This window comes from Brevibacterium luteolum (assembly GCF_013004595.1).
In the GTDB taxonomy this organism is placed as follows: domain Bacteria; phylum Actinomycetota; class Actinomycetes; order Actinomycetales; family Brevibacteriaceae; genus Brevibacterium; species Brevibacterium luteolum.
The window spans coordinates 12,206-38,570 of record NZ_JABEMC010000003.1 but is presented as its reverse complement, the minus strand read 5'-3'; the positions used below and the strand labels follow the sequence as shown (position 1 = coordinate 38,570).

Sequence of the window (26,365 nt, the reverse complement as noted above, 5' to 3'; positions counted from 1 at the left end):
CCACCACCTCAGAGCTCAAGCCGGGCGACGAGCTCTGACTCGCTCATGATGTGCGGGACAGTGATCTCCTGGTCATCACCGAGGAAGTAGAACCCGCATTCGATCCGCTCCGCATCAGCGAATGCGGGCATCTTCTGCACGGCTATCCGATAGATCGCCAGCTGAATCGCCCGGTCTGCCAGCTCGTCGTCACTGCGCGGGGATCGGCCGGTCTTCCAGTCGATGACGTAGTAGCCGCCGTCGATGGCGAAGATCGCGTCGATCTTGCCCGGCACTGTCACCGTGTGGCCGTCAGCGCCGGTGAGAGTGAGTTCGAAGGACTGCTCCACCGCAACCGGTTCGAGTGCTGCGAAGCGTGAGCGCTCGAACCGCCGGCACAGCTCGTCGAGCTGCTCATGCAGGTATGCCGGCAGTGTCACAGTGTTCGGATCGTCGTCAAGGTCACTCAGCGCCGCCTGGCCATAGAAGTTCTCCACCCAGGCATGGAAGGCCGTGCCGAGCCCGGCGGCGTGGGATGGGCCCTGCGGCATGGGGCGCCTGAGTTCCCGGCGATAGGCCTGCGGGTCCTCTGCCAGCTGCACGAGCCCGGTGGCTGAGAGCCGGCTCGGTAGCGGGAACTCCTCTGCCTGCTTGGCCCGCTCTGCCTGCAGTGCCAGCGCCATCTGAGCGAGAGCGGCGATCTCGGCAGCTGCGCTGTCATCCTCGTCGGGGTGAGATTCAGCCAGTTGTTCGAGCTCGGGTTTCAATCGCAGGGCGGCGGCGAACATCCCGGTCAGTTCGGCTCGTCGCGCAGCTTCCGCCGCATCGGCTCGTTTCGGCCACTCGACGGAGATCGCCTCACCTTCTGGGCGTTCGGTGTCGTCGTCTCCGGGGTTGAGGACCTCGTCGGGATCAAGGTTGAGGACCTCGGCCGCCTCGTGCAGGAATGGGGAGAACTCATTCTTATTCTGCCGAGTGGTGAAGAGGCTGCCACCGAGCCACAGCTGCTGTTTCGCCCGTGTCACTGCGACATATCCGATGCGGCGTTCCTCGATGGCGTGGTGCAGGTTGAGCTGCTCTTTCAACTCGGACTTCTGGTACGCCTCAATGTCCTCTTCGGTGGCGAATCGGGAGTCGGTGAGGTCGAAGCGGGGAATGTGGTGCCGGTCTCCGCGCAGCGGGTACGGCAGCATGCCACCGGAGAGCCACGCCTTGGTGCTGCGCAGCGTGGTCGGCATGTCCCCCTCTGTCAGGTGCGGGATGGCGACAATGTCGAATCCCAGCCCTTTCGACCCGTGGACGGTCATGATGGTGATAGCACCCTCGGCCGCCGGTTCCTCGGGCATGCTCAGTGACTGCTCGGCGTCCATGATCGTCAGCCAGGTGAGGAACTCAGCGAGTGATCCCACCGGGTTCTGTGACACGAAGTCACTTGTCAGGGAGATGAAAGCATCGACGGACTTCTCATGGTTTGCCCGTGCTGCTTCCGGCAGCGATTCGATCTCTGTGTCGATGTCGAGTTCGACGATCGCAGTACGGACGAGACCGGGCACGGTGACGGCCAGGCGCCTGAGGTGGCGCAGGCTCTCCGCCAGGCGGATGAGCCGGCGGGTTGCCGTCTCACTGAGCTTGGATCTGCGCCAGTCAGCGACGACCGGGGAACCTTGGACGTTCTCGGAGCCGTCGAGGGCAGGGCTGACAGCGATGAGGTCATCAACGGCTTCGATGATCCCGACGGTGACAACGCCCGTGTCATCCGCGGTGGACACACCGGTCTCACCATCACCAGCCTCGGCACCGGCAGCACTCTGACTGGCCTCGAAGACCTGCTGGGCGCGCTCATTGCGGGACTTGGCGAACCGGTGCAGCGCGGCGATATCGGCAGCACCGAGTGCGCAGCTGCGCCCGCTGATGAGCCGCATGAGCTCAGTGCCGGCGTTCGGGTCGGCCACCGCGTGCAAAGCCGCATGAATATCGGCGACGTAGGTGTCTTCGAGCAGTCCGTCGGCACCTGCGATGTGCACCTCGAAGCCGGCACTTTCGAGCGCGTTGGCCGTTGCAGTCAGGAACGAGCGTTTACGGCACAAAACCGCGCGCTGAGGTGGGTCGGTCTTCCCGCTGGCGTACCAGGTCTCGGTGGCAGTGTGCATGAAGTCGACGAGTTCTGCCATGAGATCGGTGCCGTAGGTCTGGTCGACCTCTCCGATGGTCGAGACGACGTGTGTCTGGCCATCACCGGCACCGGGCCGAGGCCGCAGCACGTCCTTCTCGTCGTATTCGGGCAGATCCTCGGAGATCCGGTTGGCCACCGCGAGGATGCTCTTGTCGTTGCGCCAGCCGATGCTGAGCGTCCGCACGTGTGCATCGGCGACCGCTTGCTGCTCGCCTCCCTGGCCGGTTGCCGGCAGCTGGCGCTGGAACCGTTTCGGGAAGTCGCTGATGTTACGGGCGGAGGCTCCGCGCCAGGCGTAGATCGACTGCCGGGGGTCACCGACGGCCATGACGTTCTTGCCGTTGAACAGCAGCTGCAGCAGCTGGAACTGGGAGTCCGAGGTGTCCTGGTATTCGTCGAGCATGATGGCATCCCACCGGCTGCGCTCAATCGGCAGGATGCGCCCATCAGGTCGGCTCATAATGTCGTGGGCGTACTTCACCTGGTCGGAGAACTCCATGGCCGAGGTCTCCCGTTTGGCTGCTAGAAACCGTTCGGCCAGTACGGTGACTTTCCGCTTGTCCAACAGCTGTTCGAGAACAGTGTCTTTGCGCAGAGCGATGATCCGCTCGGCGAGCTCATTACGTGCCGCCAGGTTGGTGTGGCTTTTGCCTGCTCTGCCAACGCCAGCCTCGTCGGCTAGCGCCCACAGTTCGGCGATGACGCCGTCCTTCTCTTCCTTGCGTAGGGACCGTCCGCGCCGGATCTTCGTGAAGTACCACGTCAGCCCGGCTTCGCCGAGCAGGTGGTCGATGCAGGCGTCCAGGTATTCGAGCACGCTCTGCGGTGTCTGCAGGTGCTCGTTGATCTGCCCTGCCATCTCGCGGACCCGGGTGATGAGAGCCGTGCGAGGGACGTTGGCGGGGATCTCGTGCGGTTCGGCGGCGAGTACGATCTGCTCGGCCAGCCGGATCGATCCGGCCGCATCGAGGACTGAGGAGTCGGATTCGATGCCGATCGCCAGGCCGTAGTCGCTGACGAGCGAGGCGGCATAGGAGTTGTAGGTCGAGATCGTCGGCATCTCGAAATCAGCGATCCGGCCAGCACCGAGCCCGGGCCCGGTGCTAGCAGGCCGGGCGCGGCGGAAGGTGCGCACGAACGCCCAGATCCGCTCGGTCAGCTCACCGACGGCTTTGCGCGTGAATGTCAGGCCGAGGATGCGCTGCGGGTCGGCGTGGCCATTGGCGATGAGCCACAGCACGCGCAGCGCCAGCGTCTCGGTTTTACCGGAGCCGGCACCGGCGATGATGACGGTCGGTTCGAGTTCGGCTTCGATGATCTTCGCCTGCTCGTCGGTCGGCGGGTGCACTCCGACGATCTCGGCGAGTGCGGCGGCACTGTACTGCGCTTTCATGCGTGTGCCTCCTCGTTGTCGCTGTCCATCACGGCCGGGCATGAGCTGCGCACCGGGCAGAACCGGCAGGCATCCGGGGACGGGGTGGCTGGGAAGTACGCCGAGCGCATCTGCCGGGCGGTCTCGACGACCATCCGGCCGGCCCAGCTGTATCCGTCGGGGCTTTCGTCGTCAGTCTGGAGAGCGGGTTGTTCGCGGGTGGTGGGCTTCTGTTTGCGCAGAAACACCAGTTCAGCTCCAGCTGGCGTGCCGTGCACCTGACTGCCGTCGGTCAGTTCGACCGTCCCGCTCGGGTGTGCCAGAGCTGCCTGATAGGTGCCCAGCTGCGGATGCTCGGGCAGGTCCTTGTGCGGTGTCGGTTTCTTGCCGGTCTTGAAGTCGATGACATACAGGCCGCGTCCGTCGACGAGCTGCTCGATGCGGTCGATCCGGCCGCGGATCTGCCACGGTCCGCCCTGTTCGGGATCGTTCTCTACGGCGCTGACGCTGGCTTCGACTCCGACGAGGGTGCCTTCGCTGCGGCGCGCGCGCAGGTAGGTGCTGAGGTTGTCGACCATGCCGGCGATCGCGTCGTATTCGCGTTCGCGTTCCCACTCGGCGTCGAACTCGAGCTGGGCGAACTTCTCTTCGAACGCCTGCTGCATGCCCAGCAGGTCCCCGTCCGGGAATTCCTCGGCCAGCTCGTGGATGAGCGTGCCGGTCGTCTGTGCCTGTGTGGCTGCGGTGTCGCCTGCGTGCCGGGAGAGGAACCACTGCAGTGGGCAGGTCGCGAATGTCTCCATCGTCGACGGGCTGAGGGTGACGATCTCATCGGCTGCCCGGATCGGGTCCTGTGAGCTGCGCTCATACCAGCGCTGCCATGTCGCGGTGTCGGCCTCACTGATGTATGCGCGTGTGAGTGCTGCGAGCAGCTGCGCCCACTGCTGCTGGTCCTCAGCCGTTTCCGCTGTTTCGAAGCGGTGCCGGGCGTGGGCTGCGATCGAGCGGATGCTCAGCTGCTGGGTGGCAAGCTCAGCAGCAGGTTCGGCATCGGCAGCCGCGGCGGTCGACACCGCATCGGCGTGGTCTGCACCGTCTTCGGGGTCCGGGCGCAGGAGTGTGAAGAAGCCGCTGGGGCTCGACTCGCCGTCAGCGAGGGCGGTGATGAGCAGGTGGGTCTGTGCCCGGGACAGCGCGGCGAGCAGCAGCCGGGCCTCATCGCGGATGACCGCGCGTCGTCGCTGCGCGAAGCGGGCCGCGTGGGCGGTGGCGCTGTCGGTCTCCGGGGTTCCGGCTGGCAGGCGCCCGTCGAGGGCGTCGCAGAGGTCGGCGGTGTCGAAGATCGAACCGCGGATCTTCGGGTTGGGCCACTGGCCGTCGTTGACATCGGCGACGATGACGGCCGTGAAGTCGAGGTGGGCGACACCGGCCGGTGAGTCGACGACGACCATGTCGCCGTAGTGCTGGCGGGCCAGTGAGTCCTGTGCGAAGTCCTGGTCGAGGACCTTGAGCGCGAAGCTGTGCGCGGGCATCGCGTCGCGGCCGCTGTAGCGCTCGGCCAGCGTCATGAGGCGGATGACGGCGTCGAGCCGGTCATTGAGTGGGTGCGTCGGCTGGGATGCGGCGACCGGTTCCCAGCGACCGGCCGCGTCGGAGGTCTCCCACAGCTGCCACAATGCCGTGTGCGGGTCGGTGCCGCGCACCTCGTCAGCGGTGCTCAGCAGCCGGTGGACCATCGCCAGCTCCCCGGGCAGCTGCTCGGCAGGATAGGTGCGCAATGCAGTGAGCAGCGCGTTGTCGGCACTGCCGGTGAGGACGGCGAGTTCGCGTTCGAGACCGCGCACGGCCAGCGCGTCGACGCCGCCGTAGACGCCGGTGAGCAGCTCGCGGGCGACGGCTTCGACGGCGATGTCGTCATCACGGTCAAGGTCGAGCAGCCGCAGCAGCGGGGCGGTGGCTGGGTCGGCGGCCAGCGACATGCTGCTGCCGGCGACCGGGATGCCCAGGTGCTCGAGTTCCTGCCGCAGCGCCGTGGCGGTGCCTGCAGTGCGGCACAGCACCGCACAGTCCGACCAGTCCAGGCCTGCGTCATGGTGCCAGCGCCTGAGTGTCCGGGCGATTCCGCGGGTGCGTTCGGCGGCACTGGGGAACACCGTGAACTCCGCTGGTGCGCTTGCTCCCGGCTCACCGGGTTGTGCGACTGCTTCTGCCGTCCGGTCGGGAATCGGCAGATGCCCATAGGCCTGTTCGGCCGACATCGCTGAGGCGAAGCTATGCCACAGCGGTGCCAGTGCACCGGCACCGCGGCAGGCCGGGTCGAGTGGATCGAGGGTGAGCACGAGGCTGCCACCGGGCCCGGCGAGCGCCCCGCCGGTGGTCTCCTGGCGGGCGGCGTGGCGCAACAAAAGGCCGGTCGCCCCGCGGAACGCCTGGGTCGTCGTATCCGGTGAGGCGGTCAGCAGGATCCGGCAGCCTAAGGCGACCAGGCACTGCAGCACCGACAGTGCGCCGTCGGGCAGGTCCTGGGCGGCATCGACGAGGACGAAGCGCGGCACCGGCTGGCCGGGCTGTTCGCTGGCCGGGCGGCCGGGCACCGAGAAGTCCCAGTGGCTGCCGGCCCGCACCCCGCGGGTGTCCTGCTCGATGAGGATGCTCGTCGCCTCGGTGAGCACACTGGCGGTGTCGACGCCGCTGAAGCCGGGGAACGAGTTGAGCTCCAGGTACTCGCGCATCATGACAGCCAGCACCTCCCACTCCCCTCGCCCGTGGGCCGCAGCGGCTGCGAACACCTCACCGGGGTCGAGTGTGCGGGCCATGACTTCGTTGAGGGCTTCGCGCAGCTGGTCGCGGAAGCCGCGGGTGGCCCGCACCTCAGCGCTCAGGTGCTCCGTCCAGGCAGGCGCGGGAATGAGACCGGATTCGTATCCCTCGAGCATGTCGGCAAGGAAGGCGTCCTGTTCGGCCCCGGAGATGAACCGCGACTGCCGGCCCTCGGCGGCACCGCTGAGCGCGCTGACGAGCCCGAAGGCGAAGGAGTGGATGCTGCGTGCGGCAGGTGCTGAGCGGATTCCGTCGCGGCCGGGCCCGAGGCGGTCGCGCAGCAGAGTGGCGTGGTCGCGGTTGGGGGTGAGCACGAGGATGTCGTCGGCTCCGACGCCCGGTGTCGCAGCGAGCTGTTCGAACACTGTGCAGACAAGCGTCGTCTTCCCGGTTCCCGGCGCTCCGATGACTGTGATATTGCACCCAGAATGGGTGTCTCGCAGCTCACGTACGCACCGCTCGATGACGGCACCCAATTCAGACGTGGAACCGGCTCCGTCCCTGGTGGTGTGCGGCGTGTGCTCATCTCCCGTTGCGACCATGGCTTCATTGAAGCACAGCCCACTGACATCGCCGGGTTCACGCCGGAGGCGTCTTCGCCTGCCCCTGCCGCATAACTGTACGATTGATTGTTATATAAATGGGAGGGCATACTCACCAACCCGACGCCACCACTGCGGATAGGATGTGGCCATGGTTCCGACACAGCGCATGCCGCGTGAGCAGCGCCGCGAACAGCTCATCGGCGTTGCAACCGCCATGTTCGCAGACTCCGGTTACCACACGACGTCGATGGACGATGTCGCCGAGGCCGCTGGGGTGTCCAAGCCGGTCCTCTATCAGCACTTCACATCCAAGAAGGACCTGTACCTGGCCGCCATCGACGCGGCTGCGGCCACCTTCGACGCCTCCGTCCGCAGTGCGCTGCAAGCCACGGAGAACAATGAGGAGCGCGTCTACAGCACGTTCGACGCCTTCTTCACCTTCGTCAGCGAGAACCGCAACGAGTTCATCGTGCTCTTCTGCGCTGACAGCTACGAGCCCGAGGCGGTGCGCCGGGCCGACGCGGTCCGGCGCCGGATCGCCAGCCAGATCGCCGAGCTCATCACCCGCTACACCTACGCGACTCTCGACGAGGCGCTGCTGCTGGCGCAGGGCGTCGTCGGGATCGCGGAGAAGGCCGCCAGCCAGGTGGTCGAATCCGAGTCGATGGACCCGCGCTCGAATGCCCGGCTCATGGCATTCATGACCTACCGGGGGCTGACGTCGATGCCGCGCGTCGACGAGGTCGCCCCACCGGGTCCGGACGGTTCGGCCGAAGCGCGTCCGTGGGACGTAGACTAACGAGGGTTGCCCCACCCGAACCCAGATCACAAGGAGTGAGTATGGAAGTCAAGATCGGCGTCCGCCAGGCCCCGCGCGAACTCGTCATCGAAACGGAGGCCACCGCTGAGGAGATCACCCAGCAGGTCGACGAGGCGCTGTCCTCGGGTTCGACCTTCGTCCTCGCCGACGACAAGGGCCGCAAAGTCATCGTCCCGGCAGCAGCGCTTGCCTATGTCGAGACCGGCAGCGCCCAGCAGCACCCGGTCGGCTTCGGGCTCTCCTGAGTCCGCACGCCACCTGACAGCCTCGCCGGCGGCACCTGCCGGCACCGCGGATGAGCGCGCTCAGGCCACCAGGCCGAGCGCGCTCATCCGCTTCGAGTGGGCCGTCATCGCCTGCTGCACCATCTGCGCTTCGGCGTCCTGGGTCTCAGCGGCGTGATAGCGGCGGATGAGCCGCCTGCCGCGGCCCATCGAATCGGCCACCAGCTTGCGTCCCCACAGCGCCAGACGCGACGACAGCGAGGGATCCTCCTCGATCGCTGCGGCCAGCCGAGTGCGGAGATATTCGGCCTGGCGTGTATCATCGAGGACAGCGGTGGCAACCTGCCGGCTCTCCTCGTCGAGGCCGGTGAGCACCGCACGATAGAAGTCGTGCATGATCCCGTCGAGCACATAGCCCTTCATCAGGCTTTCGTGCCAGTCATGGGGTGCGGTGCGGTCCCGCAGCTCGCTGTAGGCCTGCTGCACATGCTGCATCTGCGCCGTCGTGTCTTCGCCGAGCTCGCCGATGCGAGCGGCCAGACGCGAGAAATTGTCCAGGGAATGCCCGGCGACAGTCGCAAGATCCACTCTGTCCTGCATGGTGGGCGCGTACTGCGCATCGGTGGCTGACCGTTCGAAAGCGGTGAGCTGACCGTGGGCGATGACGGCAAGGGTTGTCACCGGAGTCGAGGCAGCTGACGAGGATTGGGGCATGCCCCATAGCCTACCGCCTCACTCAGACGTGAACGCGTGCTCCTCGAAGGAGCACTGTGAGGAGAAGAACGTGACCACAACTGAACAGACTTTCGCTGACCTTGGTGTGTCAGCCCCGATCGCCGATGCGCTTGCCGACAAGGGCATCGTGCACCCCTTCCCCATCCAGGCGATGACCCTGCCGGTCGCCCTGACCGGCGCCGACATCATCGGCCAGGCCAAGACCGGCACCGGCAAGACCCTCGGCTTCGGCATCCCGCTGCTCGAGCGCGTCGTCGGCCCCGATGAGGACGGCGCCCCGGCCGACCGAATCCCGCAGGCGCTCGTCGTCGTGCCGACCCGTGAGCTGGCCCAGCAGGTCGCAGGCGACCTCGAAGCCGCCTCGACCCGCCGCAACATCTCCGTTGTCACCATCTACGGCGGCAAGGACTTCGAACCCCAGATCAAGGCGCTCGAATCCGGCGCCGAGGTGGTCGTCGGCACCCCCGGACGGCTCCTCGACCTCGTCGGCCGGCGCATCCTGCGCCTGGGCGGCGTGCGCACCGCTGTGCTCGATGAGGCTGACGAGATGCTCGACCTCGGCTTCCTGCCCGACGTCGAGAAGATCATCTCCCACCTGCCCGCCCAGCGGCAGACGATGCTGTTCTCGGCAACGATGCCCGGCGCGGTCATCTCGATGGCCCGCCGCTACATGATCCAGCCGACCCACATCCGCTCCCAGGACCCGGATGACACGACCCAGACGGCGAAGAACACCACCCAGTACATCTACCGCGCCCACGCGATGGACAAGACTGAGATGGTCGCCCGCATGCTGCAGGCCGAGGGCCGGGGACGGACGATCATCTTCGCCCGCACCAAGCGCACCGCCGACCGCCTGGCCGAGGAGCTCGGCGACCGCGGCATGAACGCCAAGCCGATGCACGGCGACCTGCCGCAGCAGATGCGCGAGCGCTACCTCAAGGCCTTCCGCGACGGCACCGTCGACGTGCTCGTGGCCACCGACGTCGCCGCCCGCGGCATCGACATCTCCAACGTCACCCACGTCATCAACTACCAGTGCCCCGATGATGAGAAGACCTACGTCCACCGCATCGGGCGCACCGGCCGTGCCGGCGAGTCCGGTATCGCGGTGACCTTCGTCGACTGGGATGACGTGCCGCGCTGGAAGCTCATCAACCGCCAGCTCGGCCTCGACTTCGACGAGCCGGTCGAGACCTACTCGACCTCCCCGCACTTCTTCGAGGACCTCAACATCCCGAAGGGCACGAAGGGCCGGATCAAGGGCGCCAAGCCTGCCGATGAGAGTCGTGACCGCCGCCGAGGTGGTGGCCGCGGTGGCCGTGACAACGGCCGCTCAGGTGACCGGAACCGGCAGGAGGGCCGCAATGGCGAGCGCCGTCAGCGCCGCCGCACCCGCGGCGGACGCTCGGGTGAGAACTCCAGCGATGCCGGTGCGAACACGAACACTTCGAAGCCGGAGCAGACTTCAGGTGACTCGGCTCCGCGCCGGCGCCGTCGCCGCCGCCGCTCGAATGCCGAGCAGCCGGCTGCGCAGAACTGATGCCTAGAGGCTGAGACCGACAGGGCTGGCCCCGGAGGCCGCCCGCACAATGCGGGCGAGCATCTCCGGGGCCGTCGTGTTCTCTGCCAGCAGGTTCGGTTTGCCGGCTCCGTGGTAGTCCGAGGAGCCGGTGACGATGAGGGCGTGGGCTGCTGCGATGCGGCGCAGCTCGGCGCGCTCGGCCACCGGGTTGTCGCGGTGATCGACTTCGATGCCGTCAAGGCCAGCGGCGATCATCTCGCGCATCCCGGCGTCGGGCACGACCCGTCCGCGCATCCGTGCCCGGGGGTGGGCGTAGACCGACACTCCGCCGGCCTCGCGGACCATGCGGATCGCATCGATCGGGCTGACCGTCGGCAGGGTGACGTAGTACTTCGAGCGGGTTGAGAGCAGCTCGGAGAAGGCTGCGGTGCGGTCGGTGACGATGCCGGCGCGCACGAGCGCATCGGCGATGTGCGGCCGGCCGATTGTCGCTCCTGGTTCGCACACAGCCTCGATGTCGGCCCAGCTGAGCGGGTAGTCCTCGGACAGGCGGGCGACGATCTCCCGGGCCCGGCCCTCCCGGTCAGTGCGGGCAGCCCCGACGGTGGCGGCCAGCTCGGTGCTGCCGGGATCGTGGAGGTAGCTGAGCAGGTGGACGCTGATGCCCTCATACCGGCACGAGATCTCCATGCCCGGCACCAGACCGATGCCCAGCCGCGTGACCGCCTCGGTCGCCTCGGCCCACCCGCCGGTGGTGTCGTGGTCGGTCAGGCCGATGACATCGACGCCGCAGGCCGCCGCCTCGGCCATGAGCTCTGCCGGGCTCTGGGTGCCGTCTGAGACGGTCGAATGGGTGTGCAGGTCGATGATCATGAGTCGATCATAGGACGATCCCCACGATTCCTCCCCCGCCGGTGGGCCGTGACTAGAATGGCCGCATGATGACTCAGGACTCTGACTACAACGCGCAGACCACCAGCCCCTCAGCCGCTGAATCCGGTGCCGCCACCGGCACCGACTCCCCCGACCAGCCCCTGTCAGACCGAGTGAACAACCGCTCCCGCCGCCCCCAGTCGCAGGCCTTCCGCGACTTCGTCGCCTCCGGCTGGGACCGCACGAGCGAGGACAATGTCGAGCCCTTCGCCTCGGCCGCCTACACCGGCGCTCGCCGTCAGGCGCTGTCCGAGGCCTTCCCCGGCGAACGCCTCGTCATCCCCGCCGGCGGGCTCAAGGTCCGCTCGAACGACACCGACTACCGCTTCCGCGCTCACTCGGCGTTCATCCACCTCACCGGCCTGCACTCGGACCTCGAACCCGATTCGGTGCTCGTCATGGAGCCCACCGACGACGGCCACGAGTCGACCTTCTACTTCCGCCCGCGTGCCGGAGCCGACACCGAGGAGTTCTTCTCCGATGCCCGCTACGGCGAGTACTGGGTCGGCCCGCGTGAGGACCTGGAGACGATGGCGATCAAGACTAGCATCCGCTGTGCTGACATCACCCACGCGGAAGAGGCCATCTGCCGGGACCTGAACGCCACCTCGCTGCGCCTGGTCCGCGGTGCCGATGAGGCACTCGACGCGCGGGTCGATGCCGCCCGCGCCGAGGTCGAAGCCGACCTGGAGATCTCGCAGGCAGGCGATGCCGAGATGGCTCAGTTCCTCTCCGAGCTGCGCCTCATCAAGGACGACTACGAGATCAGCCAGATGCGCCACGCTGTTGAGATCACCCGGTCTGGTTTCGACAATGTCGTCACCTCGCTCAAGCAGGCGATCGTCCACCACCGCGGCGAGCGCGTCATCGAGACGGCCTTCGAATCCGCTGCCCGCACCGACGGCAACGGCGTCGGCTACGACACGATCGCCGCTGCAGGCAACCACGCCTGCACCCTGCACTGGATCAAGAACACCGGTGAGGTCCGCGACGGCGATCTCATCCTCGTCGACGCCGGCGCAGAGGCCGACTCCCTCTACACCGCCGACATCACCCGCACGCTGCCGATCAACGGCACCTTCTCCGAGGTCCAGGGCAAGATCTACGACGCCGTCCTCGAAGCCGCTGATGCCGCCTTCGCCGTGGCCGCCGAGCACGCCAAGCGCCCGGTCATCTTCGCTGAGGTCCACGATGCGGCGATGAACGTCATCGCCCACCGCCTTGAGGAGTGGGGTCTGCTGCCGGTCAGCGCCGAGGAGTCGCTCTCGCCTGAGGGCCAGCAGCACCGCCGGTGGATGGTCCACGGCACCAGCCACCACCTCGGCCTCGACGTGCATGACTGCGCGCAGGCGCGCGCGGAGATGTACCTGGGTGCCGAACTCAAGCCGGGCATGGTCTTCACGATCGAACCGGGCCTGTACTTCAAGGCCGAGGACCAGCTCATCCCAGAGGAGTACCGCGGCATTGGTGTGCGCATCGAAGACGACGTGCTCGTGACCGAGGACGGCGTCGAGAACCTCTCGGCTGACTTCCCGCGCACCCGCGCCGAAGTCGAAGCCTGGGTCCAGCAGGGCCGCTGAGCATGCCGGTGCTGCGCCGCGGCGGCGGGGTCTGCGAGATCGACGGTGTCGAACTCGGCCACGCCGGCCTCATCGACTCCGCTGCCGGTGCGCTGACCGGCACGACTGCCCTCATCCTTCCTGCCGGCACCACCGGCGGGGTCGATGTGCGCGGCGGCGGGCCGGCCAGTCACGAGACCGAGCTGCTGGCTCCGGGCACGCTGACCGCCGGATGCGATGCGATCGTACTCACCGGCGGCAGCGCCTACGGGCTGGCCGCAGCCCACGGCGTGCAGGCCGGTCTGGCCGCTGACGGGCGCGGGTTCCCCGCCCCCGGGCTGGCTGGTGTGACCGTCCCGCTCGTGCCCGCGGCTGGGATCTTCGACCTCGGCCGCGGCGGCGCGCCCTGCCTGCCGCCGACGATCGAGACCGGGCAGGCCGCCTATGCCGACCGGGCGACCGGGCCCGAGGCGGTGGTGCGCGGGTCTGCCGGCGGTGGGATCGGTGCGTGGACCGGGCGCGGACTGCTGCGCGGAGGCCTCGGCTCGGCAGTCATCGACACCGACACCGGCCACCGGGTGGCAGCGATCGTCGTCGCCAATCCCATGGGCACCGTCATCGCACCGACCGGCCGGCTGCACGCCGCCGAGGTGCTCTCCGGCTACGGCATCGACCTGCCGGCAGACGACTGTGACGTGCTGCGTGAGAGGTTAGCAGCAGTGGCGCCACAGTCTGTCGAGGGCCCGCCTCCGACGCGGAACACGACGATCGCCGCCGTCGTCACCGACGCCCGGCTCGATACTGCTCAGGCGCACCGGCTGGCGCAGTCAGCCCATGCCGGGCTGGCGCGGGCGATCCATCCCTCGCATACGCTCTTCGATGGGGATACGGTCTTCGCCGCAGCCACCGGTGCCGTGGCCCTGACGCAGTCAGAGGGCGGGTCCGGTGAGGCCGATGAGACGATGGTGCTCGGGCAGCTGAATACCGCGGCCGCCGATGTGCTCTCGGCAGCGATCGTCGATGCGGTCATCTCCGCAGGCGACTATGCCGGGGGTGCGCCGCTGCCAGCTTCTCCTCCCCCGCTGCGCACGGTGTGCCCGCAGCTCGCAGCTGCGTGGCAGGCACTCGACTGACGAACCCTGCAGTTCTGTTCCGCTCCGTGTCTCAGCGGGCGGCGAGGATCGCCTGCGCCTCGTTCACGACGCCGGGCGGGCAGATGATGTCGTAGGTCGTCGCCAGCACCTGCGGGCTGGACATGACCGCACTCTGCTTTCGGTTGATCGCCTTGATCGCAATCCCCCAGATCATGCCCAGGCCCACGCCGATGACGATGCCCGGCAGCAGCGCCCCGGTCGTCAGCGATGCGTCGGTGCCGCCGCCGAGCAGCATGAACACCAGCCCGAAGAGCATCCCGATCCAGGCACCGGACAGCGCACCGCGGCCGGCTGCAGCAGCCCAGGTGAGCATGCCGGTGACCGGTTCGACGATCTTGAGATTGGAGCCGACGATCGTCAGCGAGGAGACGTCGAAGTCCTTCTCAGCAAGGAACCTGACCGCCTTCTGCGCATCCTCATGCGTGCGGTAGGAGCCGAGCACTTCGCCGTGCGGGATCTGGGTGACCGGTCGTCTGGAAGCCATACCTCCAGTATGGACTAGTCACCGGCTGCCAGATGTGTTGGGTTGCCGGGTGTGCACCATCAGACTGCGGGCAGATCGAGCTCGCCGGCTGATAGGACGACCTGTGCCCGCCACTCGTCGACAGCGCTGAGGTCGGTTGTCAGCAGACCGTGGACTCCCAGCCCGAGGAATGAGGCAGAGGGCACGAAGCGCTGCAGACAGTCACCTGCGGCGGTGATGGCGACCGGAGCGCCTGCACCGAGTCCTCCCCGTAGACCTCCATCGAGCCGGTGACCATCCCGGTCTCGTCGAGGAAGTCGTAGCCGAACGCCGAGAAGTCAGCTGAGCTGTCGCTGATGTCCAGGGTGAGACCGCCGGTGGCGGTCTCGACGATCCGGGTGGCGCCGATGCGGAGCTCAGCGGGCACGGGAGGGACTCCGTTCAGATGGGGACTGGATCACGGCAGCGGGATCGAGTCTGCTACGTCCACGCCGGGTGATGAACCGGTCACAGAGACGAGTCAGATATCGCACAGCTGCAGGCGGCAGCGAATGGAGTACGCTGGAATCGCCCGCGATCTCCGGCCTGCTGGAAGGACACTCAGAGCGCATATGACCGCCCCCACCATCGATGCTGTCCGCGCCGCCCTTGCCACTGTGCTCGATCCCGAGATCCGCCGCAGCATCGTCGAACTCGACATGGTCGACGACATCGCCGTTGCCGATGACGGGCATGTCGCCGTCACCGTGCTGCTGACCATCGCCGGCTGCCCGCTCAAGGACACCATCACACGCGACACCGAGGCGGCGGTTGCGAAGGTCGACGGCGTCACCGGCGTGACGGTGACACTGGGCACGATGACCCCTGAGCAGCGGCAGGCGATGCGAGAGAAGCTGCAGGGGCCCGGTGCCAACCGCGAGATCCCGTTCAACAAGTCGAACTCACTCACCCGCATCTACGCGGTCGCCTCCGGCAAGGGCGGGGTCGGGAAGTCCTCGATCACCGCCAACCTCGCCGTGGCGCTCGCTGCCGAAGGGCTGCGCGTCGGCGTCGTCGACGCCGACATCTACGGATTCTCGATCCCGGGCATGCTCGGCCTTTCCGGCAAGCCGACGAAGGTCGATGAGATGATCCTGCCGCAGGTCGCCCACGGGGTGAAGGTCATCTCGATCGGCATGTTCGTCCAGCCCGGTCAGGCCGTCGTGTGGCGGGGACCGATGCTGCACCGGGCTCTCCAGCAGTTCCTCACCGACGTGTTCTGGGGCGATCTCGATGTGCTGCTGCTCGATCTGCCGCCGGGCACCGGCGACATCGCGATCTCAGTCGCCCAGCTGCTGCCGCGCTCTGAGCTGCTCGTCGTCACCACCCCGCAGCAGGCAGCCGCACAGGTTGCTGAGCGTGCCGGGTCGGTCTCAACGCAAACCCAGCAGCAGGTCACCGGTGTCATTGAGAACATGTCGTGGATGGAGATGCCCGACGGCACCCGGATGGACGTCTTCGGCTCCGGCGGCGGAGAGTCAGTGGCGAAGAACCTGTCGGAGATCACCGGTGGTCAGGTGCCGCTGCTCGGCCAGATCCCGCTCGATCCGCCCGTGCGCACCGGCGGGGATGCGGGCACTCCTGCTGTGCTGGCAGCCCCGGACTCACCAGCTTCAACGGCTCTGCGGGCGGTGGCTCAGCAGCTGGCGACGCGCTCGCGCGGACTCGCCGGCCGATCACTCGGCCTCTCCCCTGCCTGATCGACCCCTCCCGCATCAGACATCGCCTGATCGACCCCTGTCGGACTGACCCCAACCTGGGTCTGGCTCAGGTGGCTTCCGGGTCGAAGGGCGGTGCCGCCTCGGCGTCGCGCAGAGCGACCTGGGCGCGGTAGCGCTGGACGGGACTCAGCTGCGCGGCTGCTGCCTCGTCTGAGCTGGAACCGGCAGCCGTACTGCCTGTGGATTTCCGCGAACCGGAAGACGCCTGTGCCTGGGACTCCTCCTGCAGCGCCTCGCGCACGATCCGGCGCGGGTCGTACTGACGCGGGTCGAGGGTCTTCCAGTCGACATCGGGCAGGTCCTCGGCGAAGTCGCGACGCAGGCTGCCCTTGGCTTCGTCAGCGCGGCGCTTGAGCAGCTTGACGAACTCCTTGAGCTGCTCGGCGTATTCGGGCAGCCGCTGCGGGCCGATGACAAGGAGGGCAACGATGACGATGATGAGCATCTCCGTGCCGTTGATCCCGAACATGGCCCTCATTCTAGCAGTGCGCTCAGGGGTCTCACGGCTGCTCCGGGCTACACTGAGGGCACGGATCGCCGGCGCTTTCCACGACTTCTGCCGGTCCGCGATCCGCTGTCAGCAGGAAGGAACGTATGAGCCGCGACTGGGCGATCAACGCGCAATACGCCGAACGCTACAACCCTGCCGACGCCGTCCTCGACGCTGCCCGCACCATCGCCTCTGACTATGCCGTCACCCCGCTGTCGGTCAACACTGCAGGCCTGCTGCGCCTGCTCACCCAGCTGGCGAAGCCGGCGAGCGCCCTGGAGGTCGGCACCGGCACCGGAACCGGCACGCTGGCGATCATGCGCGGCATGCCCGCAGGCGGAGTGCTCACGAGCATCGACGTCGACGCCGACAAACAGGCTGTGGCCCGCGAGCTGCTCGGTGCCGCACGGATCCGCCCGCACTGCGTGCGCATGATCCACGGCCGCGGTGAGGACGTGCTCGCCCGGTTGGCACCCGGTGGCTATGATCTTGTGTTCCTCGACTCCGAGCCGCTGACGTATCCGCGGCTCGTGCCGCTGGCGATTGAACGGCTCAGCGCCGACGGACTGCTCATCATCAACCAGGCGCTGCTCGGCGATGCGGTGGCCAAGCCGGCCAACCGTGCCCCGCGCACCCAGGTGATGCGCACCGTGCTCTCCGACATCGAAGCCCGCACCGACATCGAACGGCTCATGATCCCCATCGATGCCGGCCTGCTCGTGCTCCGGCGCCTGGGACAGTGAAGCTCGGGCGGGGCATGTGCTTCGAACCACGGGCAGGCGGCGATGGGGGCGCTGACGAGACCTCCGCGCTGGCTTTCGCCACTGAGCGGATGATCTGGCCCGGTGCGGCACCGATCGGCGACGCTGAGGAGATCGGACACGCGAAAGTTCTCCTGATGCGACAGCTGCCGGCTTCGAAATCGGCCGGAGCATCCGTCTTTCTGCAGCCGCTCACCAGCGACGACGACTGGCATCACTACACCGGTGAGCGGATCGCGGTCGAGTCATCCTTCGGTGTTACTGAGCAGCGCGCCCGAGCGATGGTGACAGAGTTACGTGACCGTGCGGGGCGCCTGGAGATGACGCTGTTCTTCGCCTGCATCGACGCCGAGAGGATTGGGGCGATAGGCTTCTTCCGCCTGCCTGCCCCGTGGCAGAGCTGGGCACGGCTGCAGGAGGTTGACGTGTTTCCGACATGGCGCGGCAGAGGTTACGGAACCGCGATGCTTATCGAGATGCTCCATCATCTGCACGATGCCGGCTGCACGGTCGCCGCCATCGGCGCAGACGAAGACGACTGGCCGCTCGACTGGTACCGGCGGCATGGGTTCACCGATGTCATGCGCGTGACTCCGAGCGGCGTGTCAGCGAGCTGATCTTCCCAGCCGGCAGGGCCTAATCCTCACCTGGCTGCGCATCGCGCCCATTTTCGAGCCGCTGCAGCTCGCGCAGCTTATCGGCGCAGGCGATCAGCTCTGTGCGGAGGTCAGCGACCGAACCGTCGGCCAGCGCCGTGAGCTTGCGCACGAACTTCGGCCCGAAGCTGGTGTCAGGAGTGCCGGCCTGAATCCCCTCCCCTGCAATGCGAGCACCCATCTCGGTGACCGCTTCGGCGGCAAACCGGAGGATCCGCTCGACGCTGCGTTCCTCCATGAGTATGGGCGCCGGTTGCGCGTATGCGCCTCCGGCGCCCAGATGAGGGTGGTGCTCTCCGGTTCCCGGTCAGCGGACCGGAACCGGCACTGCGTTACTTGCCCAGCGCCTCGGCGAGGGTGTCGTACAGGTTCGCAGCTTCCTCCGGGCTGATCTCGATGACCAGCCGCCCGCCGCCCTCGACAGGTAGACGCAGAACCATGCCGCGACCTTCTTTGGTCACTTCAAGAGGGCCGTCACCAGTGCGCGGTTTCTGTGCTGCCATGAACCTCTGTCCTTCCGGTTGAAAATTTCCAGCATCTCTGATTATCCACCATTTGAGCTGGATCACGTAACGGGCGCGTCAAGCGCGCATCCGTCTGTCTTGCATACTGATCACGGCGGCCAGTCCGATGGCGGGGTGAAATGCCACAGCTGACTGATCCACAGGTACTGGGTGACGATGAGCACGACGAGCAGCAGTCCGCGGTACGCCCACGAACGGGAATACGCCATCGCCAGGGCGAGCGGGAACAGCGGCAGCAGCAGTCGGAACGTCGAGGTCTGCGGATTGAAGAAGATGAACAGGTACACCGCATAGGCGACAGTGAAGTGCTGCAGGTCGCGGCCGAGCTGCCGGCCGGCAGCCGAGGCCATGAGAGCTGCGAACCCGATGATGAGCGCCACGAGCAGCACAGGTCCGATGATGTCGCCTGCCAGCCAGCGCGACATGTCGAACCACTGGATGACGAACCGGGAGTGCCCACCGCTCCACGCGTGCTCAGTCTCAAGATAGGCCAGCGGCTCACCGGTGCGCAGCCAGGCGTGGATGGGGTGGATTAGCGCAGCAACGCAGGACAGCACTCCGAGCGTCCAGCTGCGGATCGCCTCCCCTGCCGGGTAGGGGTCGCTGCCGCGGCGGGCGAAGCGGCTGATGAGGTGGATGAGCATGAAGAACGAGAACGCCACGCCGATCGGCCGGGAGAGGTCCATCGCCACGACGACCGGGATCGCCCACAGGTAGGCGCGGTCGATAACGAGCGTGAGCGTGTAGGCGAGCAGCAGCAGGTTGAGCGCCTCGGCGTATCCGGTGCTCAGGATCGGGGAGGCGGGGAAGACGAACACGACCGCCAGGCCCATGAGCGCCCGCCCGGCGGTGGTGTGGCGGCGGAACAGCGCAAGGATGACGATCGCAGCCCCGGCGGCGAACAGGTTCGACAGCAGCGGTGAGACGAACTGGTAGTCCAGCCCGGTGAGCACGGAGACGTCGCGGGCGATCCAGGGGTGCAGCGGGTAGAACGCCCACGCGTTCTGGCTGACATCTCCGGTCTCTGCGCGCGGGAGCACCTCGGGGTAGCCTTCGGTCGCGATGCGCTCGTACCAGCCGGCGTCCCAGAAGTTGAGGAAGTCCCGCAGCGTCGTGGCCTCCCCGCTCGTCCACGGCGAGCTGCCCTGCTCAGCGAGCACGTGGGAGAGGAACGCGAACGCGATGATCCGCGAGACGAGGAAGACGACAAGCGCCTGCGCCCAGACCGGCAGGCCCAGCAGCCAGTCCGCTGCCCGCCTGACGATCCGCGGGGTGGCCGGCTGCACAGCGATCAGCCCGGCTGAGGATGCTGGGGCGGGTGTGGGCGGTGCCATCAGGGCTGCGGGTCGCCCAGCGTGCCGTGCGGTGCGTCGATGCCCCGCTCGCTGTCACCGGGCTGGGGGTTGCCCAGGGTCTCCGGGTAGCCGTCGCCGAGGCGGTGGTGGCCTGGGTGCGGGCGGTCGCGTTCGGCGTGCAGGCGGGTGATCTCGGCCTCCTGTTCGCGCAGCCGCTGGGTCATCTGCTCGAGCACCAGGTCGACTGAGTCGGTGCGGTAGCCGCGGGCGGCGAGCTGGAAGCGCACGGTGCTGATGTCGTCTGCCGACCATTCCTCGCCCAGTCCGCGCGGGGGCTCCTGAGCCTGATCGCCTCCCATGGCGCTGTTGAAGCCGCCGGTGGCGCCGAAGATGGCGACGACAGCGAAGAACACGACAGCGCACACACCGAGGATGATGTAGATCGACATAGCGGTATCGTCTCACAGCCCTGTCGGCCACCGGCGCACCGTGACGGGCATGCTGGAACGCTCGGTCAGGCCTCGGAGACGGAGGTGAGGATCGAGACGGCCTCGGCCGGGTCGTCGGTGAGGCTGAGCCGGTCGGGGTCGTCGAGGCTGATGGTGCCGTATTCGACCGGCTTGGACTTCAGCCAGTCGACGAGCCCGCCCCAATAGCCGGTGCCCATGAGCACGATCGGGAACTTGCGCACTTTGTGCGTCTGCGCCAGCGTCAGCGCTTCGAAGAGCTCATCGAAGGTGCCGAATCCGCCGGGCAGCACGACGTAGCCCTGCGAGTATTTGAGGAACATCGTCTTGCGCACGAAGAAGTACCGGAAGTTCACACCCAGGTCCACATAGTCGTTCATGCCCTGTTCGAAGGGCAGCTCGATGCCCAGACCCACCGACAGTCCCCCGGCGTCATGCGCCCCGCGGTTGGCCGCCTCCATGATGCCCGGCCCTCCCCCGGTCATGACGCCGTACCCGGCCTCGGCGATCAGGCGGCCGAGGTCCCGGGCAGTCGCGTAGTCCGGTGAGGTCTCAGCGGTGCGCGCCGAACCGAAGACCGAGAAGCACGGCCCGAGTCCGGCCATCGCGCCGAACCCCTCAACGAACTCCGACTGGATACGCAGCACCCGCCACGGATCCTCGTGCTGCCAGGCGGCCTCGTCTGGGCTTTCGAGCAGCTGTTCGTCGGCGGTCTTCTCCGGTACCTGGGAGCGGCGCAGCCGCAGCGGCCCGCGGTTGTAGATTCCTGAGGTGAACATCGGCAGACTCCTGGCGTTCGACGGGCACAGATCACGTCCAGCCTAGTGTCTCCCCAGCACACTGACCGATAGGCTGGTGCCATGACTCAACGTTTTGTCTCAGCCAAGGGTGTCGCCACCTACCACGGCGACACGATCCTGTGCGTATGGTACCCCGCCCCCGTCCTGACCGGTGATGAGGCCTCGGCAGCCAAGCTCGCCGCCGACGCCGTCGACGATGACGTCCTCGCCCCGCTCGCGGTCGCCGATGAGGCCCGCGGCACCCGCGGTGAGCTCGTCTCGGTCACCATCGACCTCGATGCCGCACCCGACGGTGCCGCCGATGGTTACCTGCGCCTGCACGCCCTGTCCCACCGCCTCGTCAAGCCCAACGACCTCAACCTCGACGGCCTGTTCGGCCAGCTGAATAACGTCGTGTGGACCTCTGAAGGCCCATGCGCGGTCGAGGACTTCGAGATCACCCGCGCCAAGCTCAAGGCCCGCGGCCAGCTCTCGGTCTACGGCGTCGACAAGTTCCCGCGCATGACCGATTTCGTCGTCCCCGAGGGTGTGCGCATCGCTGATGCCGACCGAGTGCGGATGGGCGCCTACCTGTCGCCTGGCACCGTCGTCATGCACGAGGGCTTCGTCAACTTCAACGCCGGCACCCTCGGTCAGGCAATGGTCGAAGGGCGCATCTCCCAGGGCGTCGTCATCGGCAATGGAACCGACATCGGCGGCGGAGCCTCGATCATGGGCACCCTCTCCGGCGGCGGCGCACATCGCATCGAGATCGGTGAGGGCACGCTGCTCGGCGCCAATGCCGGCGTCGGCATCTCACTCGGCGACAACTGCATCGTCGAGGCTGGCCTCTACGTCACTGCCGGCACCCGCGTCGTCATGCCTGAAGAGGACGGCAAGGTCGTCAAGGCCGCTGAGCTGTCGGGCAGCGACAATGTGCTGCTGCGCCGCAATTCCGAGACCGGTGCCGTCGAGGCCCGCTCCCGCACCGCGCAGGGCATCGAACTCAACCCCGACCTGCACTGATCTGCCAGGCACAGCAAAGGGGACAGACCAGCTGGTCTGTCCCCTTTCGCGTGTCTGCTGTCAACGCACCGTGTGTCAGCGCTTGCTGATGTCGGTGTAGCTGCGCTTCGGCTCGCCGGTGTAGATCTGGCGCGGGCGGCCGATGCGGGTCTCCGGGTCGTTGATCATCTCACGCCACTGCGCGATCCAGCCCGGCAGGCGGCCGACGGCGAAGAGCACGGTGAACATCTCGGTCGGGAAGCCGAGGGCCTTGTAGATAAGGCCGGTGTAGAAGTCGACGTTCGGGTACAGGCTGCGCTCAACGAAGTAGTCGTCGGCCAGCGCGATCTCTTCGAGCTTGAGGGCGAGTTCGAGCATCTCGTCGTTGCCGCCGGTGCGCTCGAGGATCTCGTGGGCGGTCTTCTTGATGATCGCCGCACGCGGATCGTAGTTCTTGTACACGCGGTGGCCGAAGCCCATGAGGCGGACGCCCTGCTCCTTGTTCTTCACCCGCTCCATGTAGGACTTCGCGCCGTCGTCGGAGGCGAGGATCTCTTCGAGCATCTCCAGAACTGCCGAGTTCGCTCCGCCGTGCAGGGGGCCTGCCAGGGCGTTGACGCCTGCTGAGATCGACTGGAAGATGTTCGCCTGTGCCGAGCCGACCAGGCGCACCGTCGAGGTCGAGCAGTTCTGCTCGTGGTCGGCGTGCAGGATGAACAGCTGGTCCATCGCCTTGACCGCCAGCGGGTCGAGCTCGTACGGCTCGGACGGGTAGCCGAAGTTCACGCGCAGGAAGTTCTCGACGAGGTTGAGCGAGTTGTCCGGGTGGATCACCGGCAGGCCCTCGGACTTGCGGTGGGCCATCGCTGCGATCGTCGGCATCTTGGCGAGCATCCGGATCGAGGACAGGTCGATCTGCTCGTTGTCGAAGACGGAGAGGTTGTCCTGGTAGAAGGTCGACAGCGCCGAGATCGCCGAGGACACCATCGGCATCGGGTGGGCGTCGTAGGGGAAGGCGGTGAAGAAGCGGCGCAGGTCCTCGTGCACGAGGGTGTGGCGACGCAGACGGGCGTCGAATTCGTCGTACTGCTCCTGGGTGGGCAGCTCGCCGTAGATGAGCAGGTAGCAGACCTCGATGAAGTTCGACTTCTCGGTCAGCTCTTCGATCGGGTAGCCGCGATAGCGCAGGATGCCCTCGTCGCCATCGATGAAGGTGATGGCCGAGGAGGTGTTGGCCGTGTTGGCGAAACCGGGATCGTAGGTGACCTTCCCGGTGTCTTTGAGCAATGAGCCGATCCGCACAGCTTCCGTGCCTTCGGTGGCAGTCACCTCAGGGAGGGAGACCTCCTGGCCGTCGATGTGCAGTACTGCATCCTCTGCCATATGTACTCCTCGAAATGTCTGATCTCCGGCCGGGGATTCGAGCGTGGAGTGCTCACAGCGACCTGAGTGTTGTTTCACAGTCACATCAGAGACTACCGGCTTTGGTAGGCCAAGGGTAAATCGGGGTGGCCTGTCACCTGGGCTTGGTACCCTGCCCCGCGCCACCGTGCGGCAGGCGGGTGTGTTCGGCCTTTCCCGAGGCGGTGGCCACCTCGATCTCAGGCCTCCCGCAGGCGTGCGGCGGCTGCCGCGATCCGCTCATCGGGCGCTGTCAGCGCCAGGCGCACGTGCTGGCCGGCGGCAGCGCCGTAGAAGGCGCCAGGCCCGGCGATGATGCCCAGGTCAGCGAGCGCTGCGATGGTCTCCCAGCAGTCCTCGTCGCGGCTGGCCCACAGGTAGAGCCCTGCTGTCGAATGGTCGATGCGCAGCCCGAACGCCTCGGCTGCCGGCAGCAGCTCCGCGCGCCGGGCGGCGTAGCGGGCCTTCTGCTCCTGCACGTGGGCAGTGTCGCGCAGGCCCGCGATCATCGCCGCCTGGATGGGGGCAGGCATGATCATCCCGGCATGCTTGCGGGCGTTGGTGAGGTTGCCGATGAGCGTCGCATCGCCGGTGACGAATGCCGCTCGGTAGCCGGCGAGGTTCGACTGCTTCGACATCGAGTACACCGCCAGCAGCCCGGTGTGCTCTCCTCCGGTGACGGCCGGGTCGAGGATCGAGGGCGCCGCGGTGTCGGCGGCCCAGTTGAGCAGGGCGTAGCATTCGTCGCTGGCGACGATGACCCCGGCCTCGCGGGCGCGGGTGACGACGGCGGCAAGGGTGTCGGTGTCGAGGACCTCGCCGGTCGGGTTGCCCGGCGAGTTGAGCCACAACAGCCCAATCCCCTCCAAAGAGGCACCGGCGAGGATGTCAGCGGCATCGAGACGGACGCAGTCGACGCCGGCCAGCCGGGCACCCATCTCATAGGTCGGGTAGGCCTGCGCCGGGCAGGCGACAGACACAGGCTGCTCTAGACCGGACGCCCCCTGAGCCGACAACCCGAGCAGCGTCGGCAGCCAGGCGACGAGCTCCTTCGACCCGACCGTCGGCAGCACCTCTGAGGCGGGATCAACGGTCACGCCGCGCCACTGGGCAGACCACCAGGCGATCGCCTCGCGCAGCGCGTCGGTTCCGGCGGTCGTCGGGTACCCGTGGGCGTCGGCGGCCTCGCGCAGCGCCTGGCGGATCACCTCGGGGGTAGGGTCGACCGGCGTGCCGATCGACAGGTCGCAGACGCCATCAGGATGTGCGGCAGCGCGCTGTCGGTACGGAGTCAGGGTGTCCCATGGGTAGTCGGGCAGCTGGAGTCCGTACATGGGTTCTCACTCGTCGTGGTTCTGCGGCGGCAGCGCCTTGATGATCGGGTGGTCGAGACCGGTGTTGCCGAGCTTGGCGGCACCGCCGGGTGAGCCGATCTCGTCGAAGAACTCGACATTGGCGGTGTAGTAGTCGGCCCATTCCTCGGGGACGTCGTCCTCGTAGTAGATCGCCTCGACCGGACAGACGGGTTCGCAGGCGCCGCAGTCGACGCATTCGTCGGGGTGGATGTAGAGCGACCGTTCGCCTTCGTAGATGCAGTCGACGGGGCATTCGTCGATGCACGCCTTATCCTTGAGATCGACGCACGGTTGTGCGATGACATACGTCACTGTCAGTCTCCTCAGTCAGCTTCCATGCGAAAAGTCCTCTCACCAGACTACTCCCTTATAGGCTGGGAGCGTTGGCACACCACCGTCGAAAAGGTCACACATGTTCGAACCCCGTCCCGGCATGCGCGTCGTCCTGCGGTTCCGCGAGGGCTCCAGCGCCACCGATGCGCTCGGCCAGGTCAGCGCCGTCGACGGGAACTCCGTGACGGTCGAGACGAAGCGCGGCCCGGTCCGCGTGCCTCGGGAGGACATCATCCTCGCCCATGAGGTGCCCCCGGCCCCGCAGCGGGCTGGGAGGCTGCACGAGGTGGTCTCGGCGGCCGATGTCCGCCGGGTCGCCGCCCATGCGTGGCTGCCGCCGGAGGTGACGTGGCTGAACCGGGACAATCTGCACCGCGATGCCGCGCAAGCCACCGGCGATGACGCGGCCGGGCCCGAGGCGTTCGTCCAGTCCGGCTGGCTGCTGCGGGCTGCCGGCGGGGCTGGGAAGGAGGCGGCGAACTCCGCCCTGCCCCTCGACCCGCCCGGTGTCGAGACGGCTGAGGCGCTCGAGATGGTCTCCCAGTGGTACGGCCAGCACGGGCTGCCTGCTGCTGTGCAGATCTACTCCGATGCCGACTCCTCAGAGCTCGCCGCCGCCTGCCGGGAGGCCGCCGGGCTGTTCCGCGATGCCGGCTTCGTGCCCTCCGAACCGCAGCTGGCGCTCACCGCCGCCACCGCCGAGGCGGCCGCTGGGCTCGCCGATCCCGCCGCCGCGGCCCCGGCTGGGCTGTCGATCGTGCGCTCGGATGCCCCGCACGGACTGCAATATGAGGCCTGGGGGCACCCGGAGGGCAGCGAGAGCCATTCGGCCTTCGCCGCGCTCATGACCTCAGCTGAGCAGATGTTCATCCTCTCAGCGATCACCGGTCCGCTGCCCGGCACCGCCCAGTCCGGGACGGCTGGTTCCGCCCAGCCCGGCGGGCAGCCGCAGGCCAGCCGGCCGCAGCTCATCGGCACGATCCGCGTCGCGCTCACCCACCGCTGGGCGGTGATCTCCCATCTCATCGTCCACCCCAGCGCGCGCCGCCGCGGAGTCGGACGCGCACTCGTGCAGGCCGCGGCCGCGGCAGCCGGCCAGCAGGGCATCCGCTCGCTGCTGGCCGATGTGCCGGCTTCCAATGAAGCAGCGATCACGCTCATGCGCGGTCTCGGCGCCCGGGAGCATCACCGGCACTGGTTCGCCCTCCAGGCCGAATGAGCACCGGCCGTCTGCAGG

The 26,365-nt window shown here is 67.4% G+C and carries 25 protein-coding genes; 10 read left to right on the top strand and 15 right to left on the bottom strand.

The genetic code is table 11. The features are described 5' to 3' along the window. Window positions 1–8: 8 nt before the first annotated feature. Together HLA91_RS05670 and HLA91_RS05665 are read right to left on the bottom strand one after the other, a co-directional pair. Window positions 9–3,545: an ATP-dependent helicase gene (locus HLA91_RS05670; protein WP_170273927.1), complete on the bottom strand. Its 3,537-nt coding sequence runs from the start codon at window positions 3,543–3,545 to the stop codon at window positions 9–11. Next, window positions 3,542–6,886, bottom strand: a complete 3,345-nt coding sequence (locus tag HLA91_RS05665; protein ID WP_170273926.1) for a UrvD/REP family ATP-dependent DNA helicase — start codon at window positions 6,884–6,886, stop codon at window positions 3,542–3,544. The genes HLA91_RS05670 and HLA91_RS05665 overlap by 4 nt, the downstream gene beginning before the upstream one ends. Before the next feature lie 151 nt (window positions 6,887–7,037). Here HLA91_RS05665 and HLA91_RS05660 point away from each other — a divergent pair, with 151 nt between their 5' ends. Together HLA91_RS05660 and HLA91_RS05655 are read left to right on the top strand one after the other, a co-directional pair. Continuing rightward, the gene (locus HLA91_RS05660; RefSeq protein WP_170273925.1) at window positions 7,038–7,688 is read left to right on the top strand and encodes a TetR/AcrR family transcriptional regulator; all 651 of its coding nucleotides are present in this window, start codon (window positions 7,038–7,040) and stop codon (window positions 7,686–7,688) included. Window positions 7,689–7,729: 41 nt separating this feature from the next. After that, window positions 7,730–7,954, top strand: coding sequence for a DUF3107 domain-containing protein (locus HLA91_RS05655; protein ID WP_102162702.1), 225 nt, complete (start codon window positions 7,730–7,732; stop codon window positions 7,952–7,954). A 60-nt stretch (window positions 7,955–8,014) separates the two neighbouring features. Here HLA91_RS05655 and HLA91_RS05650 read toward each other — a convergent pair whose 3' ends face one another. Then, window positions 8,015–8,647, bottom strand: a complete 633-nt coding sequence (locus tag HLA91_RS05650) for a ferritin-like fold-containing protein (RefSeq protein WP_170273924.1) — start codon at window positions 8,645–8,647, stop codon at window positions 8,015–8,017. Here HLA91_RS05650 and HLA91_RS05645 point away from each other — a divergent pair. Then, the gene (locus HLA91_RS05645; protein ID WP_102162704.1) at window positions 8,646–10,211 is read left to right on the top strand and encodes a DEAD/DEAH box helicase; all 1,566 of its coding nucleotides are present in this window, start codon (window positions 8,646–8,648) and stop codon (window positions 10,209–10,211) included. The two genes, HLA91_RS05650 and HLA91_RS05645, sit on opposite strands and share 2 nt — an antisense overlap. Window positions 10,212–10,214: 3 nt before the next feature. Here the strand turns inward: HLA91_RS05645 and HLA91_RS05640 are convergent, their stop codons facing one another. After that, window positions 10,215–11,066: a PHP domain-containing protein gene (locus HLA91_RS05640; RefSeq protein ID WP_170273923.1), complete on the bottom strand. Its 852-nt coding sequence runs from the start codon at window positions 11,064–11,066 to the stop codon at window positions 10,215–10,217. A gap of 68 nt (window positions 11,067–11,134) precedes the next feature. Between HLA91_RS05640 and HLA91_RS05635 the strand changes: the two genes are divergently transcribed. Continuing rightward, a complete protein-coding gene (locus HLA91_RS05635; protein WP_170274153.1) occupies window positions 11,135–12,706 on the top strand; it encodes an aminopeptidase P family protein in 1,572 nt (523 codons plus the stop codon). A 2-nt stretch (window positions 12,707–12,708) separates the two neighbouring features. After that, window positions 12,709–13,818 carry a P1 family peptidase gene (locus HLA91_RS05630; protein ID WP_239557051.1) on the top strand — a complete coding sequence of 370 codons (1,110 nt, stop codon included), beginning with the start codon at window positions 12,709–12,711 and terminating at the stop codon, window positions 13,816–13,818. A 31-nt stretch (window positions 13,819–13,849) separates the two neighbouring features. Here the strand turns inward: HLA91_RS05630 and HLA91_RS05625 are convergent, their stop codons facing one another. Together HLA91_RS05625 and HLA91_RS05620 are read right to left on the bottom strand one after the other, a co-directional pair. Beyond that, window positions 13,850–14,323 (bottom strand): general stress protein, encoded by a 474-nt coding sequence (locus HLA91_RS05625; RefSeq protein ID WP_165883175.1) that lies wholly within the window; start codon window positions 14,321–14,323, stop codon window positions 13,850–13,852. Window positions 14,324–14,462: 139 nt separating this feature from the next. Next, window positions 14,463–14,729, bottom strand: coding sequence for a hypothetical protein (locus HLA91_RS05620; RefSeq protein ID WP_170273922.1), 267 nt, complete (start codon window positions 14,727–14,729; stop codon window positions 14,463–14,465). Between the two features lie 184 nt (window positions 14,730–14,913). Here HLA91_RS05620 and HLA91_RS05615 point away from each other — a divergent pair, with 184 nt between their 5' ends. Next, on the top strand, window positions 14,914–16,041 hold the full coding sequence (locus HLA91_RS05615; protein WP_170273921.1) for an Mrp/NBP35 family ATP-binding protein: 1,128 nt from the start codon (window positions 14,914–14,916) through the stop codon (window positions 16,039–16,041). A gap of 67 nt (window positions 16,042–16,108) precedes the next feature. On the opposite strand, the gene HLA91_RS05610 is transcribed toward HLA91_RS05615, so the two are convergent. Further along, window positions 16,109–16,531, bottom strand: a complete 423-nt coding sequence (locus tag HLA91_RS05610; RefSeq protein WP_225210650.1) for a twin-arginine translocase TatA/TatE family subunit — start codon at window positions 16,529–16,531, stop codon at window positions 16,109–16,111. 125 nt (window positions 16,532–16,656) lie between these two features. On the opposite strand from HLA91_RS05610, the gene HLA91_RS05605 reads away from it, so the two are divergent. Further along, on the top strand, window positions 16,657–17,295 hold the full coding sequence (locus HLA91_RS05605) for an O-methyltransferase (RefSeq protein WP_170273920.1): 639 nt from the start codon (window positions 16,657–16,659) through the stop codon (window positions 17,293–17,295). 89 nt (window positions 17,296–17,384) lie between these two features. Beyond that, entirely contained in the window at window positions 17,385–17,930 is a 546-nt protein-coding gene (locus HLA91_RS05600) for a GNAT family N-acetyltransferase (RefSeq protein WP_165883179.1), read from the top strand. A gap of 19 nt (window positions 17,931–17,949) precedes the next feature. On the opposite strand, the gene HLA91_RS05595 is transcribed toward HLA91_RS05600, so the two are convergent. The 5 genes from HLA91_RS05595 to HLA91_RS05575 form a co-directional block, all read right to left on the bottom strand. Then, on the bottom strand, window positions 17,950–18,207 hold the full coding sequence (locus tag HLA91_RS05595) for a hypothetical protein (RefSeq protein WP_165883180.1): 258 nt from the start codon (window positions 18,205–18,207) through the stop codon (window positions 17,950–17,952). 94 nt (window positions 18,208–18,301) lie between these two features. Further along, a complete protein-coding gene (locus HLA91_RS05590; protein WP_102162712.1) occupies window positions 18,302–18,472 on the bottom strand; it encodes a DUF3117 domain-containing protein in 171 nt (56 codons plus the stop codon). Window positions 18,473–18,582: 110 nt separating this feature from the next. Beyond that, on the bottom strand, window positions 18,583–19,827 hold the full coding sequence (locus HLA91_RS05585; protein ID WP_170273919.1) for a hypothetical protein: 1,245 nt from the start codon (window positions 19,825–19,827) through the stop codon (window positions 18,583–18,585). Further along, entirely contained in the window at window positions 19,827–20,237 is a 411-nt protein-coding gene (locus HLA91_RS05580) for a DivIVA domain-containing protein (RefSeq protein WP_170273918.1), read from the bottom strand. Before HLA91_RS05580 ends, HLA91_RS05585 begins: the two co-directional genes overlap by 1 nt. A gap of 65 nt (window positions 20,238–20,302) precedes the next feature. Continuing rightward, entirely contained in the window at window positions 20,303–21,034 is a 732-nt protein-coding gene (locus HLA91_RS05575; protein WP_170273917.1) for an LOG family protein, read from the bottom strand. An 81-nt stretch (window positions 21,035–21,115) separates the two neighbouring features. Between HLA91_RS05575 and dapD the strand changes: the two genes are divergently transcribed. Then, window positions 21,116–22,060 (top strand): 2,3,4,5-tetrahydropyridine-2,6-dicarboxylate N-succinyltransferase, encoded by a 945-nt coding sequence (dapD, locus tag HLA91_RS05570; RefSeq protein ID WP_170273916.1) that lies wholly within the window; start codon window positions 21,116–21,118, stop codon window positions 22,058–22,060. Window positions 22,061–22,135: 75 nt separating this feature from the next. On the opposite strand, the gene HLA91_RS05565 is transcribed toward dapD, so the two are convergent. The 3 genes from HLA91_RS05565 to fdxA form a co-directional block, all read right to left on the bottom strand. Further along, window positions 22,136–23,422, bottom strand: a complete 1,287-nt coding sequence (locus tag HLA91_RS05565; protein WP_102162717.1) for a citrate synthase — start codon at window positions 23,420–23,422, stop codon at window positions 22,136–22,138. A gap of 218 nt (window positions 23,423–23,640) precedes the next feature. Continuing rightward, on the bottom strand, window positions 23,641–24,774 hold the full coding sequence (gene dapC / locus HLA91_RS05560) for a succinyldiaminopimelate transaminase (RefSeq protein ID WP_170273915.1): 1,134 nt from the start codon (window positions 24,772–24,774) through the stop codon (window positions 23,641–23,643). A gap of 6 nt (window positions 24,775–24,780) precedes the next feature. Then, window positions 24,781–25,107, bottom strand: coding sequence for a ferredoxin (fdxA, locus tag HLA91_RS05555; protein WP_170273914.1), 327 nt, complete (start codon window positions 25,105–25,107; stop codon window positions 24,781–24,783). A gap of 100 nt (window positions 25,108–25,207) precedes the next feature. On the opposite strand from fdxA, the gene HLA91_RS05550 reads away from it, so the two are divergent. After that, window positions 25,208–26,347, top strand: coding sequence for a GNAT family N-acetyltransferase (locus HLA91_RS05550; RefSeq protein ID WP_170273913.1), 1,140 nt, complete (start codon window positions 25,208–25,210; stop codon window positions 26,345–26,347). The last annotated feature ends 18 nt before the right edge of the window (window positions 26,348–26,365 follow it).

Bases quoted from the DNA above. Each gene is read 5' to 3' on its own strand.
- HLA91_RS05670 (WP_170273927.1), bottom strand. From the start codon at position 3,545: ATGAAAGCGCAGTACAGTGCCGCCGCACTCGCCGAGATCGTCGGAGTG.
- HLA91_RS05665 (WP_170273926.1), bottom strand. From the start codon at position 6,886: ATGGTCGCAACGGGAGATGAGCACACGCCGCACACCACCAGGGACGGA.
- HLA91_RS05660 (WP_170273925.1), top strand. From the start codon at position 7,038: ATGGTTCCGACACAGCGCATGCCGCGTGAGCAGCGCCGCGAACAGCTC.
- HLA91_RS05655 (WP_102162702.1), top strand. From the start codon at position 7,730: ATGGAAGTCAAGATCGGCGTCCGCCAGGCCCCGCGCGAACTCGTCATC.
- HLA91_RS05645 (WP_102162704.1), top strand. From the start codon at position 8,646: ATGCCCCATAGCCTACCGCCTCACTCAGACGTGAACGCGTGCTCCTCG.
- HLA91_RS05650 (WP_170273924.1), bottom strand. From the start codon at position 8,647: ATGCCCCAATCCTCGTCAGCTGCCTCGACTCCGGTGACAACCCTTGCC.
- HLA91_RS05640 (WP_170273923.1), bottom strand. From the start codon at position 11,066: ATGATCATCGACCTGCACACCCATTCGACCGTCTCAGACGGCACCCAG.
- HLA91_RS05635 (WP_170274153.1), top strand. From the start codon at position 11,135: ATGACTCAGGACTCTGACTACAACGCGCAGACCACCAGCCCCTCAGCC.
- HLA91_RS05630 (WP_239557051.1), top strand. From the start codon at position 12,709: ATGCCGGTGCTGCGCCGCGGCGGCGGGGTCTGCGAGATCGACGGTGTC.
- HLA91_RS05625 (WP_165883175.1), bottom strand. From the start codon at position 14,323: ATGGCTTCCAGACGACCGGTCACCCAGATCCCGCACGGCGAAGTGCTC.
- HLA91_RS05615 (WP_170273921.1), top strand. From the start codon at position 14,914: ATGACCGCCCCCACCATCGATGCTGTCCGCGCCGCCCTTGCCACTGTG.
- HLA91_RS05610 (WP_225210650.1), bottom strand. From the start codon at position 16,531: ATGTTCGGGATCAACGGCACGGAGATGCTCATCATCGTCATCGTTGCC.
- HLA91_RS05605 (WP_170273920.1), top strand. From the start codon at position 16,657: ATGAGCCGCGACTGGGCGATCAACGCGCAATACGCCGAACGCTACAAC.
- HLA91_RS05600 (WP_165883179.1), top strand. From the start codon at position 17,385: ATGATCTGGCCCGGTGCGGCACCGATCGGCGACGCTGAGGAGATCGGA.
- HLA91_RS05595 (WP_165883180.1), bottom strand. From the start codon at position 18,207: ATGGAGGAACGCAGCGTCGAGCGGATCCTCCGGTTTGCCGCCGAAGCG.
- HLA91_RS05590 (WP_102162712.1), bottom strand. From the start codon at position 18,472: ATGGCAGCACAGAAACCGCGCACTGGTGACGGCCCTCTTGAAGTGACC.
- HLA91_RS05585 (WP_170273919.1), bottom strand. From the start codon at position 19,827: ATGGCACCGCCCACACCCGCCCCAGCATCCTCAGCCGGGCTGATCGCT.
- HLA91_RS05580 (WP_170273918.1), bottom strand. From the start codon at position 20,237: ATGTCGATCTACATCATCCTCGGTGTGTGCGCTGTCGTGTTCTTCGCT.
- HLA91_RS05575 (WP_170273917.1), bottom strand. From the start codon at position 21,034: ATGTTCACCTCAGGAATCTACAACCGCGGGCCGCTGCGGCTGCGCCGC.
- dapD (WP_170273916.1), top strand. From the start codon at position 21,116: ATGACTCAACGTTTTGTCTCAGCCAAGGGTGTCGCCACCTACCACGGC.
- HLA91_RS05565 (WP_102162717.1), bottom strand. From the start codon at position 23,422: ATGGCAGAGGATGCAGTACTGCACATCGACGGCCAGGAGGTCTCCCTC.
- dapC (WP_170273915.1), bottom strand. From the start codon at position 24,774: ATGTACGGACTCCAGCTGCCCGACTACCCATGGGACACCCTGACTCCG.
- HLA91_RS05550 (WP_170273913.1), top strand. From the start codon at position 25,208: ATGTTCGAACCCCGTCCCGGCATGCGCGTCGTCCTGCGGTTCCGCGAG.